Annotated in this window: 13 protein-coding genes; 10 read left to right on the top strand and 3 right to left on the bottom strand. The window is 62.9% G+C overall.

Going from position 1 to position 15,502, the window contains the following annotated elements; translation table 11 throughout:
- Window positions 1-182 precede the first annotated feature (182 nt).
- Entirely contained in the window at window positions 183-992 is an 810-nt protein-coding gene (locus LZC95_06305; GenBank protein WXA96450.1) for an endo alpha-1,4 polygalactosaminidase, read from the top strand.
- Between the two features lie 199 nt (window positions 993-1,191).
- On the opposite strand, the gene LZC95_06300 is transcribed toward LZC95_06305, so the two are convergent.
- A complete protein-coding gene (locus LZC95_06300) occupies window positions 1,192-1,809 on the bottom strand; it encodes a four helix bundle protein (protein ID WXA96449.1) in 618 nt (205 codons plus the stop codon).
- Window positions 1,810-1,950: 141 nt separating this feature from the next.
- On the opposite strand from LZC95_06300, the gene LZC95_06295 reads away from it, so the two are divergent.
- From LZC95_06295 to LZC95_06265, 7 genes are all read left to right on the top strand, one after another.
- Window positions 1,951-2,307 carry a four helix bundle protein gene (locus LZC95_06295; protein ID WXA96448.1) on the top strand — a complete coding sequence of 119 codons (357 nt, stop codon included), beginning with the start codon at window positions 1,951-1,953 and terminating at the stop codon, window positions 2,305-2,307.
- Window positions 2,308-2,667: 360 nt separating this feature from the next.
- A complete protein-coding gene (locus LZC95_06290; protein ID WXA96447.1) occupies window positions 2,668-3,348 on the top strand; it encodes a GntR family transcriptional regulator in 681 nt (226 codons plus the stop codon).
- Complete coding sequence (locus tag LZC95_06285; protein ID WXA96446.1) at window positions 3,345-4,370, top strand: 1-aminocyclopropane-1-carboxylate deaminase; 1,026 nt, start codon at window positions 3,345-3,347, stop codon at window positions 4,368-4,370. Before LZC95_06290 ends, LZC95_06285 begins: the two co-directional genes overlap by 4 nt.
- 17 nt (window positions 4,371-4,387) lie before the next feature.
- Window positions 4,388-5,650 (top strand): diaminopimelate decarboxylase, encoded by a 1,263-nt coding sequence (locus tag LZC95_06280; GenBank protein WXA96445.1) that lies wholly within the window; start codon window positions 4,388-4,390, stop codon window positions 5,648-5,650.
- Between the two features lie 102 nt (window positions 5,651-5,752).
- Window positions 5,753-7,543 (top strand): FAD-dependent oxidoreductase, encoded by a 1,791-nt coding sequence (locus tag LZC95_06275; protein WXA96444.1) that lies wholly within the window; start codon window positions 5,753-5,755, stop codon window positions 7,541-7,543.
- Window positions 7,525-9,372, top strand: coding sequence for a 2-oxoacid:acceptor oxidoreductase subunit alpha (locus LZC95_06270; protein ID WXA96443.1), 1,848 nt, complete (start codon window positions 7,525-7,527; stop codon window positions 9,370-9,372). Before LZC95_06275 ends, LZC95_06270 begins: the two co-directional genes overlap by 19 nt.
- Window positions 9,369-10,427, top strand: a complete 1,059-nt coding sequence (locus LZC95_06265) for a 2-oxoacid:ferredoxin oxidoreductase subunit beta (protein ID WXA96442.1) — start codon at window positions 9,369-9,371, stop codon at window positions 10,425-10,427. The genes LZC95_06270 and LZC95_06265 overlap by 4 nt, the downstream gene beginning before the upstream one ends.
- A gap of 142 nt (window positions 10,428-10,569) precedes the next feature.
- Here LZC95_06265 and LZC95_06260 read toward each other — a convergent pair whose 3' ends face one another.
- On the bottom strand, window positions 10,570-11,238 hold the full coding sequence (locus LZC95_06260) for a hypothetical protein (protein ID WXA96441.1): 669 nt from the start codon (window positions 11,236-11,238) through the stop codon (window positions 10,570-10,572).
- Window positions 11,239-11,460: 222 nt separating this feature from the next.
- Between LZC95_06260 and LZC95_06255 the strand changes: the two genes are divergently transcribed.
- Together LZC95_06255 and LZC95_06250 are read left to right on the top strand one after the other, a co-directional pair.
- Window positions 11,461-12,756, top strand: a complete 1,296-nt coding sequence (locus LZC95_06255) for a DUF1343 domain-containing protein (GenBank protein ID WXA96440.1) — start codon at window positions 11,461-11,463, stop codon at window positions 12,754-12,756.
- Window positions 12,757-12,759: 3 nt separating this feature from the next.
- Window positions 12,760-14,535, top strand: coding sequence for a serine hydrolase (locus LZC95_06250; GenBank protein ID WXA96439.1), 1,776 nt, complete (start codon window positions 12,760-12,762; stop codon window positions 14,533-14,535).
- A gap of 95 nt (window positions 14,536-14,630) precedes the next feature.
- Here LZC95_06250 and LZC95_06245 read toward each other — a convergent pair whose 3' ends face one another.
- Window positions 14,631-15,254, bottom strand: coding sequence for a hypothetical protein (locus LZC95_06245; GenBank protein WXA96438.1), 624 nt, complete (start codon window positions 15,252-15,254; stop codon window positions 14,631-14,633).
- Window positions 15,255-15,502 lie beyond the last annotated feature (248 nt).

The raw sequence follows: 15,502 nt of genomic DNA, 5'->3' as shown, positions 1-15,502 counted from the left end.
GCTCTCCAGGAGCGGCGGCGGGAGCAAGCACTGTACCGGGCTCACCCAATGAGGGCGACGAGGAGTCGCAAACCGGTGCAGTGGCGCCTGCAGGACCTGCGGATGGCACCTCTTTAATAGGGGTTGGGCCGGGATTTCCGGAGAGTGGGCCGTGGGTTTCGTTCTATGGGCCGGCGGCGAAGATGAAGGACCTCGCGCGGGTGGCCCGGACGTACCGGATCATCAACATCGACGCCGATCCGGACGTGGATGGCGAGGCCAATTTTTCGGAGTCGCAGCTCGCGGTGCTGCGGGCCAGTGGGAAAAATAGGGTTCTCAGTTATTTGAACTTGGGTTCATGCGAACGAACACGCTCGTATTGGACGCGGGCTCCGGCGCCGTTCGTTCCTTGCGGGAAGAACAAGAAGGCGCAATTGGGTGCGTACTCGGGCTACTCCGAGGAGACGTGGATGGACCCGAGTGACCCGGACTATCAGGCGCTCATGGTCGACTTCGTTGCCGCACGACTGGCAGCTCGCAAGGTCGATGGATTCTATTTGGACAACATGGAGATCGTGGAGCACCCGAAGTCGGGGGGCAACGGTCCGTGCAGTGCACGCTGCAAGCAGGGCGGGCTCGATCTGGTGCGGCGGTTGCGGGAGAAGTTCCCCGATTTGCTGCTGGTGATGCAGAACGCGACCGGCAGAGTCACGCGCCTGGGGCTCACCGGCGGTGTGCGGTTCGCCACGTTGCTCGACGGGATCGCGCACGAGGAGGTCTACGCCCCCCGCCACGATGCCAACGCCGAGGCGGAGCTTCTTGCCTGGAAGCAATTGAACCTTCGCACCAAATCGGGCCGTCCTTTGTGGATTGCGACGGAAGACTACGTCGGAAGCTGCGCCAACCAGCGCGCCGCCCGCGACGCCTGGGCGAAGAGCCAGCGCAACGGCTTCTCGCCGTACATCTCCGACGAAAGCGGCGGGCAGAACGTCGTTTGCTACTGGTCGTTCTGAAGGAAGGGTGAGTTCGGATCCGGGTCCGATTCCGGGTCCGATTCCGGGTCCGATTCCGATTCCGGGTCCGGGTCCGGGTCCGGGTCCGGATCCGGATCCGGATCCGATTCCGGATCCGATTCCGGATTCGGTATCGGTATCGGTATCGCCCCTGCGATGGCGGGAACTGGGCGGTGCCGCCCAGCTCCCGTGGGCGGAGCTATCCCGCGGCACCAAGGCGATGAAGGATGGCGGCGACTTCGTCGAGCAACCGCTCGCCGGCTTCGATCTCGTGGGCGTGGACGTAGCCCCATGCGACCGCGACGCGCAAGGCAGCGCGTGATTCGCTGTTGGAGCCTGCGGCCGTAGAGAACCGTGCGATGCGGTGTCCGCCTTGGCTGCGATTCCCTTCGGCGATGTTCAACGCGACGGAGCTGAGTGCTCGACGCAGCTGCTCGCCCAGGTCGCGATCGCAGCGACGGATATGCGCCACCGTGGGGCGAAGATGCCCGATGGCTTGAATTGCGAGCTCGAGGACATGAAACTTGGAGGGGCGGTGGGGTGTTCTTGCTTGCATGCCCCTTCCAGCGAAAGAAGCGTGACAGCGCCCGTGAGCCCGAATGCCGCCGCACGACGGGCGCTGGCGCGCTTCTTTCGCGCCCGGGCAGGCAAGCAAGAACATCCCACCGCACCGGAATTCGATCCGAGTTGCAGATTCCGAAGCCGCCTCGGCGAGCGCCATCGCATCCGCCTCGGCAAGCGCCATCGCATCCGCCTCGGCGAGCGCCATCGCATCCGCCTCGGCGAGCGCCATCGCATCCGCCTCGGCGAGCGCCATCGGAGGCGAATCGTTCTCGAACTGAATTCGGGGCGGTGGGTCGGTTTTGCTTGCCTGCCTGACGCGAAAGAAGCGCGCCAGCGCCCGCATGAGGTGGCGTTCAAACCTAGGCGCTGTCACGCTTCTTTCGCTTGGGTGGGCATGCAAGCAAAACCGACCCACCGCCCCTCTGGCTTTCATGTTCTCGACCTTGCGATTCGAGCCATCGAGCTTCTTCGCCCCATCGTGGCGCATATCCGTCGCTGCGATCGCGACCTGGGCGAGCAGTTGCGACGGGCCCTTAGCTCCGTTGCGCTAAACATCGCCGAAGGCGACCGTAGCCAAGGCGGCCATCGCATCGCACGGTTCTCCACGGCCGCAGGCTCCAACAACGAATCGCGCGCTGCCTTGCGCGTCGCGGTCGCATGGGGCTACGTCCACGCCCACGAGATCGAAGCCGGCGATGATTTGCTCAATCGCATCGCTGCCATGCTTTACCGCCTCGGCGCCACGCGGTAGCCCACCGCGCCCACCACGGGAGCGGGCGACACCGTCCCGCTCCCCGCCTCGGGCGCCGCGCCCCACTCCGATTCCGATTCCGATTCCGATTCCGATTCCGATTCCGATTCCGATTCCGATTCCGATTCCGGATTCAGATTCAGATTCGGATTCTGACTCTGATTCTGACTCTGACTCTGACTCTGACTCTGACTCTGACTCTGACTCTGACTCTGACTCTGACTCTGACTCTGACTCTGACTCTGACTCTGACTCTGACTCTGAATCCAGAACGCGATCCGGGAGCAGGACAGCACATCGTCGACAGATCGGCTGGGTGCGCTTGACCCGCACTCCAGCATGTGACATCCAATATATTGCATGCAAAAGACGAAACCCTTGGAGGCGGTGCCGCGGCGGTTGCTTCGGGATGAGGCGTATGGCCGCATTCGGGATGCGATCCTCGATGGGACGCTGGAGGCGGGGGAGGCCATTCGGGATGGGGAGCTTGCGGAGCGGCTGCAGCTGTCGCGCACCCCCGTGCGGGAGGCGCTCGCGCGGTTGATCGATGAGGGGCTCGTCGAATCGAAGCCGGGAGCGTTCACCCGGGTGACGCCGGTCCTCCGACGTGAAGTGATGGATGCGCACGCGGTCGTGCAAGCCATGCACGAGCTCGCGGTGAAGAAAGCGGTGCCGCGCATCACGCGGGCGGACATCGAGATGCTCACGCGCGCGAACCAGCGCTTCTCCGATGCCCTCGATAGCGCAGACGTGGAAGCAGCGCTCGCCGCGGATGACGAGTTTCACGATATTTTCGTACGCGCCTCGGGCAATGGAGCCATTGCGGCGACGATCGAACGGTATACGCCATCGATTCGACGGCTCGAGCGTTTACGATTTGGGACCCTGCCCGGTCGTGCCTCGGTGAAGGTTCACGCGCGCATCATCCGTGCGGCGGCCAATCAAGACATCGACACGGCGGCGCAGCTCACCGTCGAAAACTGGGCCACGCTCGGCCAATTGATCGATCGCGCGCTCTTCGAACAACGGAGCAAACCATGAAATTCGATGCATTTCCTCGTTATCCCCTGCTCTTTGGCCCCTCCCCCATCCATCCGCTGCGCCGCCTGAGCGCGCACCTCGGCGGCAAAGTCGAGATTTGGGCCAAGCGCGAAGACTGCAACTCCGGCCTCGCCTTCGGCGGCAACAAGATGCGCAAGCTCGAATACCTGCTTGCCGACGCCATCGCCAAAGGCTGTGACACGTTGGTGTCCATCGGCGGCGTGCAATCGAATCACACGCGGCAAGTCGCCGCCGCCGCCGCCGTGGCCGGACTCGGATGCCGGCTGGTCCAAGAAAGCTGGGTCGATTGGCCCGACTCCGTCTACGACCGCGTGGGCAACATTCAATTGAGCCGCATCCTCGGCGCGCGCATCCAGCTCGTGCAATCCGGATTTGGCATCGGCTTCAAGGAAAGCTGGGAGCGCACGCTCGCCGATGTCAGCGCCTCCGGTGGTAAGCCGTATGCCATTCCTGCGGGCGCGTCGGATCACCCGCTCGGCGGTCTCGGCTTCGTGGGCTGGGCGATGGAGGTCGCCGAGCAAGAGCGGGCGCAGGATATCTACTTCGACACCGTGCTCACGTGCTCCGTCACCGGCAGCACGCATGCGGGCATGATCGTGGGCTTCTTGGCGCAGCCAAACGGGCGACGGCCACGCAAAGTGGTGGGCATCGACGCCTCCGCGAAGCCCGCGGAAACCAGGGAGCAGGTCACCCGCATCGCACGCAACACGGCAAACGTCATCGAGCTCGGGCGCGACGTCCGCGACGACGATGTCGTCTTGCTCGATGGCTACCATGCAGGGACCTACGGCATCCCCGATGCGCAGACGCTGGATGCGATCCGCCTCGTCGGCCGTCTCGAGGGGATGATCGTCGACCCGGTGTACGAGGGAAAGTCGATGGCCGGACTTATCGATCTGGTGCAGAAGGGAATCATTCCGCCGGGTTCGCGCGTACTGTACGCGCACCTGGGCGGCCAGCTCGCCCTCAACGCCTACAGCGCGCTCTTTCGAGTCGCCTGAACGAAAGGTAAACCGGAATGGAGACGAGCAAGATCGAACGAGTCCTGGCGAGCGCATTGCGCGAAGGTGCCCTTTCCGGCGTGAACGACGACGGACCGGCGCTTTGCGTGTTCTACGATCTGGACGACTTGCGCGCGGGCTTTCGCGAAGTGCAGCGTGTCTTTCCTCAGGGCGCGCTGCACACGACGGCCGTCAAAGCCAATGGCTTGCCCGCTATTTTGAAGGAGGCCAAGCGCTTCGGGCTCGGCGCGGAGAGCGCGTCGCTCGGAGAGCTGGTGCACGCCCTCGAGCTCGGATTCGAACCTTCGAACATCCTCTTCGACTCGCCTGCCAAGACGCGCTCGGAAATCGAGCTCGCGCTCTCGCGCGGGGTGATCCTCAACGTGGACAACTTCCAGGAGGTCGAGCGGATCGCGCAAGCTCTGGGCAAGGTGAAGAGCAACGCGATCGTCGGCATGCGCGTGAACCCGCAAGTCGGCGCCGGAACGATCGCGTCCACCAGCACGGCCACGTCGACGTCGAAGTTTGGCATCACGCTCGACGAACATCGGGACGCCATCTTCGACGCGTTCGCGAAGTACCCGTGGCTCCGCGGCCTCCATGTGCACGTCGGCTCGCAAGGGTGCGGGCTGGATCTTTTGGTCCGCGGTGCACGACGCGCCGTGGACTTGGCGCTAGCGCTTCGCGGTCGGGGACACACCATCGATATATTGGATATTGGTGGCGGATTGTCCGTCGATTACGCCGGCGGCGATGCACCGCCCGCGTTCGCGGAGTACGCGTCGATGTTGCGCGAACACGTCCCGGAGATTTTCGATGGCACCTTCCGCATTGCCACCGAGTTCGGACGTGCACTTCACGCCAAGACCGGCTGGGTGGCGAGCCGCGTCGAATACACGAAGTCAGCGGGAGGCCGGCGCATTGCCGTGACGCATGCCGGCGCAGAACTCTTCGTTCGCGCGGTCTATCAACCCGACAAATGGGCGCACCGCATTACGATTCATGACGCAACGGGAGCGCTCAAGAGCGGCCCCGCGGCACCATGGGACATAGCTGGTCCGCTCTGCTTCTCGGGCGATCTCATCGCGGTCGGCCGCGAGCTCCCGGCCATCGAACCAGGCGATTTCGTGGTCGTTCACGACGCGGGCGCTTACACACTCAGCATGTGGTCCCGCTACAACAGCCGATTGGTCCCCGCCGTGTACGGTTACGAGGGCAGTGCACTTCATTTGATGAAGGCGGCGGAGACGACCGAAGACCTGATTCGTTTTTGGAGCTGATCCGGCGCACGAGGCCATTCCACCGGGCCCACGTTGGATTCCGGAGCCGGGACACTTTATTGAGCACTGCGTTATGCGGAGCACGTGCTACGCCTTTGATTCGTGCGCCCCACGAATGTTCGCAGCCCCGACTACTTCCACAAAGTCGTCGACTGCCAATGGGCCTGCCCGGCTCACACCAACGTGCCCGAGTACATCCGTCTGATTGCCCAAGGACGGTATTCGGATGCATACATGGTCAATCGCGAATCGAACGTCTTTCCGGCCATCCTCGGAAGAACGTGCGATCGCCCGTGCGAGCCGGCCTGCCGTCGCGCGCGCGTCGACCAGAAGCCCGTGGCCATCTGCAGACTCAAGCGCGTCGCCGCGGATTTGCGCAGTGACATCACATCCCGTTTGCCGCGCGCCCCCGCGCAGAAGAATGGCAAACGCATCGCCTGCATCGGCGCAGGTCCGGCCTCGCTCGCCGTGGCCAACGATCTTGCACCGCTCGGCTACGAGATCACCATCTTCGAAAAGCTGCACGTGCCCGGCGGGTTGATGCGCTCGAACATCCCCGCCTTCCGCCTGCCCGAAGCGGTGCTGACCGAGGAGATCGACATGATCCTCGGCATCGGCAACATCGAAGTGCGTTACGACTCGCCCATCGAGAGCATGAAAGCACTGCTCGAAATGGGCTACGACGCCATCTTCGTGGGAAGCGGCGCACCGCGGGGCAAAAACCTGGATATCCCGGGACGCTACGACACGGATCGCATCCACATCGGCATCGATTGGCTCGAGTCGGTGGCCTTCGGGCACATCGACAAAATTGGAGAAAAGGTCCTCATCATCGGCGTCGGCAACACGGCGATGGACTGCTGCCGCTCGTCGCGCAGGCTCGGCGGCAACGACATCAAGGTGATGGCTCGAAAGCCGCGCGGCTATTTCAAAGCTTCCCCCTGGGAGCTCGACGACGCCGAGGAAGAGCAGGTCGAAATCCTGATCAACCACGCGCCGAAGTCGTTCGTCGTCGAGAACGGCAAGCTCAAAGGCATGATGTTCGACCGCGTCGAATGGGAAATCCCCGAAAAGGGCGAGCCCACCAAGTCGAAGGTGATCGACACGGTCTTTCTGCCGGCCGACGACGTCATCCTGGCCATCGGCCAAGAGGCAGCGTTTCCCTGGATCGAGCGCGACATCGGCATCGAGTTCGACAAATGGGACATGCCCATCGTCGACAAGACGACCTACCAATACACGAGGCCGGGTATCTTTTCCGGCGGCGATGCTGCGTGGGGACCGCTGAACATCATTTGGGCCGTGGAGCATGCGCACCAGGCGGCCATTTCGATCCACAATTACTGCCAAGGACAATCGCTCACCGAGCGGCTGCCCCGGGGAATGAACCTCGTCAGCGCCAAGATGGGCCTGCACGAGTGGAGCTACAAGAACGACTACAACCCCGTGGGCCGGCAGAAGATGACCCACGTGGCCCTGACCGAGCGCTTCAAACAGATGAACATCGAGGTGGAGCTCGGCTTCACGCCCGAACAGGTCGCGCACGAAGTGGAGCGCTGCCTGAATTGCGACATCCAGACGGTGTTCACCGACAAACTTTGCATCGAGTGCGACGCGTGCGTCGACGTCTGCCCGGTGCTCTGCTTGACCATCGCGCCCAACGGCGAGGAGGAGGAGCTGCGCAAACGCCTCAGCGCGCCCGCGGAAAACCCGAAGCAGGACATCTTCGCCTCGGGCCCGCTGCCGCAAACGGCGCGCGTCATGCTCAAAGACGAAGACCTTTGCGTGCACTGCGGCCTATGCGCCGAACGATGCCCCACCGGTGCGTGGGACATGCAGAAGTTCAATCTGCTCATTCCCTATGCCGGTACTCCATGCAACACGAAGCCGTAGCCTCCTCTGCAGAACAGGTTCAACCCTCGGGCGAAGAAGTACGCGATCGCACGAACGACTTTGCATTCAAGCTGGCCAATGTGAACGGCACCGGCTCGGCCAGTGCCAATGGCCTCATCATGCAGGCCATTTTTCGCATGGGCATACCGGTATCGGGGAAAAACCTATTTCCCTCGAACATCCAGGGATTGCCCACGTGGTACGAAGTCCGCGTCAATGCGAAAGGCCATACGGCGCGCACCAGCGTCTACGACCTCATCGTGGCCATGAACGCCGAGACGTACGCCCGCGACATCCGCGAGGTGCGACCCGGCGGCTACGTGCTCTACGATTCCACATGGCCACTTTCGCCTTCGCTATCACGCGATGACGTGACGTTTCTCGGCGTTCCCTATGCCCAGTTGTGCAACGAGCATTTCACCGAGGTGCGCGAACGCACCTTGATGAAGAACATCGCGTACGTGGGTACGTTGGTCGCGTTGTTCGACATCGACATGGACATCGTGACGGGGATGCTCAAGGAGAAGTTCGCGCGCAAGCCCGCCCTGATGGAGTCGAACGCCAAGGCCATCAAGCTGGGCTACGACTATGCGCGCGAGCATTTCGACTGCCCGCTGCCGATGAAGCTCGAAAAGATGGATGCCACCAAGGGATCCATCCTCATCGATGGCAACACGGCGACCGCCCTGGGATGCGTCTACGCCGGGGCCACCGTGGCGGCGTGGTACCCCATCACGCCGTCGACCAGCGTGCTCGATGGCTTCAAAGCATTTTGCGAAACGTACCGCACCGACAAAGCCACCGGCGAGAAGCGCTATTGCATTTTGCAGGCGGAGGACGAGCTCGCGGCCATCGGCATGGTGATCGGCGCTGCCTGGAACGGTGCGCGAGCCTTCACGTCGACGTCGGGCCCGGGCATTTCGTTGATGAGCGAGCTCATTGGGCTGGCCTATTACGCGGAGGTTCCGGCAGTCATCGTCGACGTGCAGCGCGTGGGCCCTTCCACCGGAATGCCCACGCGCACGCAACAAGGCGATATCCTGTTGTGCGCGTACGCTTCGCACGGAGATACGAAGCATGTATTGCTCTTTCCGGCGAATCCCAACGAGTGTTTCTCGTTTGCGGTCAAAGCGTTCGACTTGGCGGAGAAGCTGCAAACCCCGGTATTCCTATTGTCCGATTTGGACATCGGAATGAACGACTGGGTCGTGCCCCGCCTGGAGTGGGACGAGAATTACAAACCGGACCGCGGGCGGGTGCTCTCCAAGGAAGAATTGCTCGCGTTGCCCACACCCAAGTATTACCGGTATTCGCCGGAGGACGAATATGGCGTGGCGGCGCGCACCTTGCCCGGCGTGCATGAAAAGGGTTCCTTTTTCACGCGCGGATCGGGGCACAATAAACTGGGCGGGTACACGGAAATACCGGACGAGTACCAAGAGGTGATGGACCGGCTCGCGCGAAAGCATCGCGCGGCACGCAACCTCGTTCCGCCGGCCATCATCGAGAAGCGACAAGGGGCCACGTTCGGAGTGCTCACCGTCGGCGGTTGCGATCCCGCGGTGCGTGAGGCATTGGAAACGTTGGAAGAACGCGGCGTGCACGGCGATTTCCTGCGCGTGCGCGGCTTTCCGTTCGGCGACGAGGTGGAGGCGTTCCTCGCCGAGCACGAGGTCGTCTACGTCGTGGAGCAGAATCGCGATGCGCAATTGCGGTCGCTGCTCATCCTGGAGACGTCCGTGCCCAAAGAGAAACTGCGCTCGATCACCGCATACGGTGGGTTCCCGTTGCAGGCGCACCAAGTGATCGAAGGGATTGCACTGCCATGAGTTACATCAAGAAACCGCTGGTCCGGCATCCCTCCCTGCGGACGAATCAATTGGGCCTCACGGTGCGCGATTACGAAGGCGCCATGTCGACCTTGTGCGCGGGGTGCGGGCACGACTCCATCACCGCGGCCATCGTGCGTGCGTTCTTCGAGCTGGATACGCCGCCGCACATGGTGGCAAAGCTTTCCGGCATCGGCTGCTCGTCGAAGACGCCCGCATACTTCCTCTCGGGTGCGCACGGCTTCAACAGCGCCCACGGGCGCATGGCGGCCATTGCCACGGGGGCAGCCGCCGCCAATCGGAAGCTTGCGTACATCGGTGTGAGCGGCGATGGTGATTCGCTGTCCATCGGGCTCGGGCACATGAGCCACGCCATCCGCCGCAATGTGAAGATGCTGTACATCATCGAGAACAATGGTGTGTACGGCCTCACCAAAGGGCAATTTTCGGCCTCGGCCGACGTGGGCTCGAAGTCCAAGCGCGGCGAGGCCAATGCGCAGGCGCCGATCGATCCGGTGATGCTGGCCCTCGGCCTTGGTGCCACCTTCGTCGCGCGCAGCTTCTCCGGCGACAAGGCGCAGCTCGTGCCCATTTTGAAGGCGGGGCTGCTTCACGATGGGTTCGCGCTGATCGACGTCATCTCACCGTGCGTCACATTCAATGACCACGAGGGATCGACCAAGAGCTACGTGCACACGCGCAAGAACCAAGTGCCCATCGTGCAAACGGATTTCGTTCCGCTCGCCGCCGAGATCACGGCCGAATACCCCGAGGGCAGCGTGGCCAAGGTGACGACGCACGACGGGACGACGATCCATCTGCGCAAGATGGCTGCGGACTACGATCCGACGGATCGGACGCGGGCGATGACCATGCTGCGCGAGCGGCAAGCCGCCGGGGAGATCCCCACGGGCTTGCTCTTCCTCGATTCGACCGGCGGCACCGAAATGCACCGCGGGGCAAAGACCGTCTCCACGCCCCTGGTGGACGTGCCCTTCGACGAACTTTGCCCCGGACGGGACGCCTTGGAAAAACTCCAGGCGGCGTACCGCTAGCGCCAATCTTCACTTAGTGAATTTCTTCCCCGTACACGTTCCCGTTCCCGTTCCCGTACACGAAGAAAGCCCGAAGAAGATCGGGAAGGGGAACGGGAACGTGTACGTGTACGGGCCAATCGAACGGAATTGCTGCTAGGCCTCACTCGTCGTCGTCTTCGTCCTCGTCGTCGCCTTCTTCGTCCTCGTCTTCGTCCTCACCCTCGTCGTCGTCGTCACGGTCGGCGGCGTCGCGGGCTTCGGAGACGAAGTTCACGCGGCCGTCTGCGTTCTCTTCGGCGAGGGCCTGGCACACGGCTTTGTAAGCTTCGGGAAGCTCGCCCTTTTCAAGGGCGCCGAGGCGCTGGGCGACCCACACGTCGAACGGCACGAAGCCGCTGACCTTGCCGCCGGCCTCCAAGGTGATGACCGGGTACTCGCCGCGCTCGTCGGCGGAGCCGATGTAGAGGAACGAGTGCGCCTCACCGTCGCTGGGAAGCGGGATGCAGTCCTCGCCGAGCAGCTCGGCCGCCTCACCGAAGGAAGCCGCCGCCTCTTCGCCGAGCTCCTCCTCGACGAACTCCTCGAGCGACATCGGCTCGAACTCGGGCTCCTCGTCGTCGAAGGACCAACCGATCCAGGTCGCGTCGAACGAGAGAAGCTCTTTCATGGCCGGCGAGATTTTTTCATCGTTCGGAAGGCGCAGCTTCTTGAGCACCCCCGCTGGCACGGCCTCCGGGCTGTCGATCGCGCCGGATGCCTTCGCTGCCTCGATGGATTTCTTAATGAGCGCGGCGCCACGCGCCAAACCTTCGGACTTTTTGCTTGCCATGCGCGGCATGAGACGGTCTGCGGCGCCCGAACGCAAGACGGAAACGGCTCGATCTGCGCAGAGCCCGCCCCCGTGCCGAGCAGCGCCACAGAAAACGATTTTTTCACACAGGTGACACTTGCCGCGAAGCGCAAAACAGGGCATGCGCCGCCCGCGCAATTCGGCGCAATTCGACATCGAATTATCGAACTCGAATATGGCAATATGCCCCGTATGAGCACCATGGATCGTAGGAAGTTCCTCACCGCGACGGCGGCTGCGCTTCCGCTGCTTCATTGCAGCAACCAGGCAAATGAGCCAACGGAAGAATTGGCGAAAACCGAACAGGAGGCCTCCGAGCTGAAATTATGGGGCTCTCGCGTCATCACCGGCGCAGATTGGCTGGCTGCGACGGACTGGCGTTCTTTGACCGGGAGGAAGGTGGGGGTCGTCACCAATCCAACCGGCGTCTTGTCCGATAAGCGCCATATCGTCGATGCCATGGTGGCCAGTGGTCAGGTCAACGTGGTTGCCGTGTTCGGACCGGAACACGGTTTTCGCGGCACGGCGCAAGCGGGAGGGTCGGAGGGCGAATACACCGATCCGCGCACCGGCCTTCACGTGTACGACGCATATGGCATCAGCGCATCCAAACTTGCCGAATTTTACCGCAAGGCCGGAGTCGATACCGTGGTGTTCGACATCGCAGACGTGGGCGCACGTTTTTATACGTACATCTGGACGCTCTACACGGCGATGCATGCGGCCGTAGCCGCAGGCGCCTCGGTGATGGTGCTCGATCGGCCCAATCCGGTTGGCGGACAGGCCTTCGGGCCGCAGCTCGATCCGCGGTTTTCGTCGGGTGTCGGGCGAAAACCCATCGTGCAGCAACACGGCATGACCGCGGGTGAGCTGGCGCGATTGTACGATGCGGAATTTCTCCCCGCCGATGCCGGCGGCCGAGTTTCCAACTTGGAAATCGTGCCCGTGCGCGGATGGCGTCGTCGTTCGACATTCCACGACACGGGGTTGGACTGGGTTCCGCCGAGCCCCAACATGCCGACGCCCGATACCGCACTGGTGTATCCCGGAAATTGCCTCTTCGAGGGCACCGTGCTGTCGGAAGGTCGCGGAACCACGCGGCCCTTCGAGACGATTGGTGCGCCGAACATCGATTGGCGTTGGGCAGAGCGGTTGAACGAATTGGGTCTCCGTGGAATCCAGTTTCGAGAGACGTATTTCGTACCAACGTTTTCCAAGTTCCAGGGAGCGTTGTGCGGTGGCGTACAACTCCACGTAACCGATCGCGCCACATTCGAACCGATCAAGACGGTCATTGCCATGCTGGTAAGCGTCAAACAGCTCTTTCCCAGCGTCTTTGCGTGGAGATCCGACAAGTTCGTCGACAAGCTGTTCGGCTCCGATCGGCTGCGCACGATGATCGATGCCGGAGCCAGCTCCAACGATGTGATTGACGCATGGCAAGCGGAACTGTCCGCATTTCGTAAACAACGCGCGCCGTATTTGCTCTATGGATGATTCATGCGCTTGACGAAGAATACCGTCATTGGCCTGGCTGGCCTTCTCGCGATTAGCATCTTCAGCGGGTCCGCGCCGGCGGATCCGGCCCCCAAAGCGTGGCCCGGGGCCGACGGATTCTTTGGTGCGAGCGGGCGATTCGATCGCCCGCAAAGTGGTTTTGCATCGCCGTGGACCACGTTGCGACGGGGAGCTCCGGAGCAGGTGGGGCTGGATCCGGCGCCGATTCGAACGGCGCTGCAGAAGGTGCACGCATGGACGGAGCCGCAGGGTACCGCGCATGCCATGTTCGCCGGCGCGGTCACCTTGCTGGTGCACGATGGGGTCGTGGTCACGCACGACGTGACCGGTCATGCGCTGCGCTACGCAGACAAGGCAGGAACCGAGCTGCCGCACGAACAATGGGTCCCCATGCGGGCGGACTCCATCTTCGACATGGCCTCCGTGTCCAAGCTGTTCACCTCCATCGTGGTGATGCAGCAGGTGGAGGCCGGGCGGGTCGATCTGGATACCCCCGTAAGCCGTTACGTTCCCGAGTTCGCCGCGAATGGCAAAGAGGCCATCACCGTGCGGCGGTTGCTCACGCACACCTCGGGGTTACCTTCGGGCCTGCCCCTCTGGCGTGATTGGCCGGACAAGCCGTCCCGCATCAAGGCGGCGCTCGAGGCCAAGCTGCTCAATGCGCCGGGAACCAAGTACCTCTATTCGGATTTGAATCTCATCACGCTCGGCGTTCTGTGCGAACGCGTTTCGGGCCGGCCGCTCGATGTACTGGTGCGCGAGGGCATCACCGCACCGCTGGGCATGGTGGACACCGGATACAACCCGACGGCACGCGATCGAGCGGCGGCCACGGAATACGAAGCCATTCCGCCGCGGGGCATGGTGCGCGGGGAAGTGCACGACGAGAACGCGTGGTCGCTCGGCGGCGTGGCGGGCCATGCGGGCGTCTTCTCCACGGCCTCGGACATGGCCGTGTTGGGGCAGGCGCTGCTCAACGGCGGCACGTACCGCGGACGGCGCATCTTGCGGGCCTCCACCGTCGAGCAGATGCTCCAGGACAACAATGGGGCGTTCCCAGGCAATGCACACGGCCTGGGGTTCGAGCTCGATCAGATGTGGTACATGGATGGCCTGTCGAGCACGCGAACGGCAGGGCATACCGGATTTACCGGGACCTCGTTCGTGGTGGATTTTCAATCGCGATCCATCGCCATTCTGCTGACCAACCGCGTTCACCCGACACGCGATTGGGGTTCCAACAATCCATCACGGCGCGCGATCGCGCAGGGGCTCGCGCAAGCGCTGGCCGTTCGGCCGCTTCAGGGGCGCGATGCATGGTTCTCCGGCGTGGGCGACGAGCGCACGGCCACCTTGGCGACCGCGGAGCTTCGGCCGCGCGGCAGCGGTCCGGTGCATGCGACATTCCACGCCTTCGTGGACACGGAGCCGACCGACACGCTGCTCTTGGAGTCCAGCGTCGATCACGGTGCAAGCTGGCAAGCCGTATCGGCTCGCGCTTACGGCGTCGGCGCCCCCGATGCCTCGGTCACCACCCTTTCGGGCGAAGGCCACCGCGCGTGGTGGTTCGTCGATGCCGCGCTCCCGCAGGCACAAGGGCTCACGCTCCGATGGCGCTACGTCACGGACAAGATGTATTCCGGTCGCGGCGTCTACCTCGACGGCATCCGCGTTTGGGACGACGGCGGCATCCTCCTCGACGGCGAACGCGATCCCCAGCGCTTCACCACCGACGGCTGGCTTCTTAAGAGGGATTAGGGGTTAGGGGTTAGGGGTTAGGGGTTAGGGGTTAGGGGGAGAAAGTCCTTCTCTTCTCTTTCCTAACCCCTGATCCCTAACCCCCAACCCCTTCGCTAGCGGCAGGTAGCCGCCTCGTCGTCGAATTCGCACTTGCGGCTACCGGTTTTGCCGCACGTCTTCTCCTCCGTCTCGCGGTCACCGCAATTCTTGCAAACGAAGTTTTGCTCGTTGAGGTGGAGGCAGACCATGTCGTCGCCGGGACACTTCGAAGGGTCGCCCGAGGGGCTCTGGGGTGTCGTGCTGCAGCTGCAAGGCGTATAGACGCCGCCGTAGCACTCTTTCTTGGGATTCTCGCAGCTGGCAAATGGCGCGAGGCCGTCGGGGCACTTGTAACAAACCTTTTTCGCCGTTCCGCACGACGCGCACGCGGAGACACACGACTTGGTGGCCTCGCAGACGACCCTCTGTGCGCAATCCTTGTAACAATCGGGCACGCAACCGGCGCCGCACCGGTACCACCCGCTGGGGCACGAATCGCCCGTGTCGGCGACGGTAGCGTCGGATGCATCGTCGCCGGGCGCGAGGGGGCCCGCCTCCGCGGCGGAATCGCCATCATCCGGCAGACGGACGATGGCACCGAAACCGCCGCCCTCCAGCGAGCATGCGCCTCCAATTGCGGAGAATGCAATCGACGTGGGCAGAAGCAGCAAGGCTCCCCGATATCCAGAGATCCTCATACCTCAATCATGCCACGTACTTCCTATTTCAAAATGACATTTCAACGAATCAAGACACGATTATCCTTTGCTGCCCATTCGGGTGGTGTCGAGGGCGGTGGCAGTTCGTTCCAGTTATTCAGCAACCCCGGTGCCAGTGGCTCTCCATCCATCGAAGCCGCAAAAACCTCGCAAATTCGCGAGGTTGGCACATGTTGACTCGCGCGATCTGGATCGTGCGAGAGCCATCTGCCTGGCGCGATTGGGAC

It is taken from the genome of Sorangiineae bacterium MSr12523 (assembly GCA_037157775.1).
GTDB lineage: Bacteria > Myxococcota_A > Polyangia > Polyangiales > Polyangiaceae > Pendulispora > Pendulispora brunnea.
The sequence above is the reverse complement of the archived record's forward strand: the minus strand, read 5'-3'. Positions and strand labels throughout refer to the sequence as shown.

Bases quoted from the DNA above. Each gene is read 5' to 3' on its own strand.
- LZC95_06255 (WXA96440.1), top strand. From the start codon at position 11,461: ATGGATCGTAGGAAGTTCCTCACCGCGACGGCGGCTGCGCTTCCGCTG.
- LZC95_06265 (WXA96442.1), top strand. From the start codon at position 9,369: ATGAGTTACATCAAGAAACCGCTGGTCCGGCATCCCTCCCTGCGGACG.
- LZC95_06295 (WXA96448.1), top strand. From the start codon at position 1,951: ATGCAAGCAAAACCGACCCACCGCCCCTCTGGCTTTCATGTTCTCGAC.
- LZC95_06290 (WXA96447.1), top strand. From the start codon at position 2,668: ATGCAAAAGACGAAACCCTTGGAGGCGGTGCCGCGGCGGTTGCTTCGG.
- LZC95_06305 (WXA96450.1), top strand. From the start codon at position 183: ATGAAGGACCTCGCGCGGGTGGCCCGGACGTACCGGATCATCAACATC.
- LZC95_06280 (WXA96445.1), top strand. From the start codon at position 4,388: ATGGAGACGAGCAAGATCGAACGAGTCCTGGCGAGCGCATTGCGCGAA.
- LZC95_06270 (WXA96443.1), top strand. From the start codon at position 7,525: ATGCAACACGAAGCCGTAGCCTCCTCTGCAGAACAGGTTCAACCCTCG.
- LZC95_06245 (WXA96438.1), bottom strand. From the start codon at position 15,254: ATGAGGATCTCTGGATATCGGGGAGCCTTGCTGCTTCTGCCCACGTCG.
- LZC95_06300 (WXA96449.1), bottom strand. From the start codon at position 1,809: ATGGCGCTCGCCGAGGCGGATGCGATGGCGCTCGCCGAGGCGGATGCG.
- LZC95_06260 (WXA96441.1), bottom strand. From the start codon at position 11,238: ATGGCAAGCAAAAAGTCCGAAGGTTTGGCGCGTGGCGCCGCGCTCATT.
- LZC95_06250 (WXA96439.1), top strand. From the start codon at position 12,760: ATGCGCTTGACGAAGAATACCGTCATTGGCCTGGCTGGCCTTCTCGCG.
- LZC95_06285 (WXA96446.1), top strand. From the start codon at position 3,345: ATGAAATTCGATGCATTTCCTCGTTATCCCCTGCTCTTTGGCCCCTCC.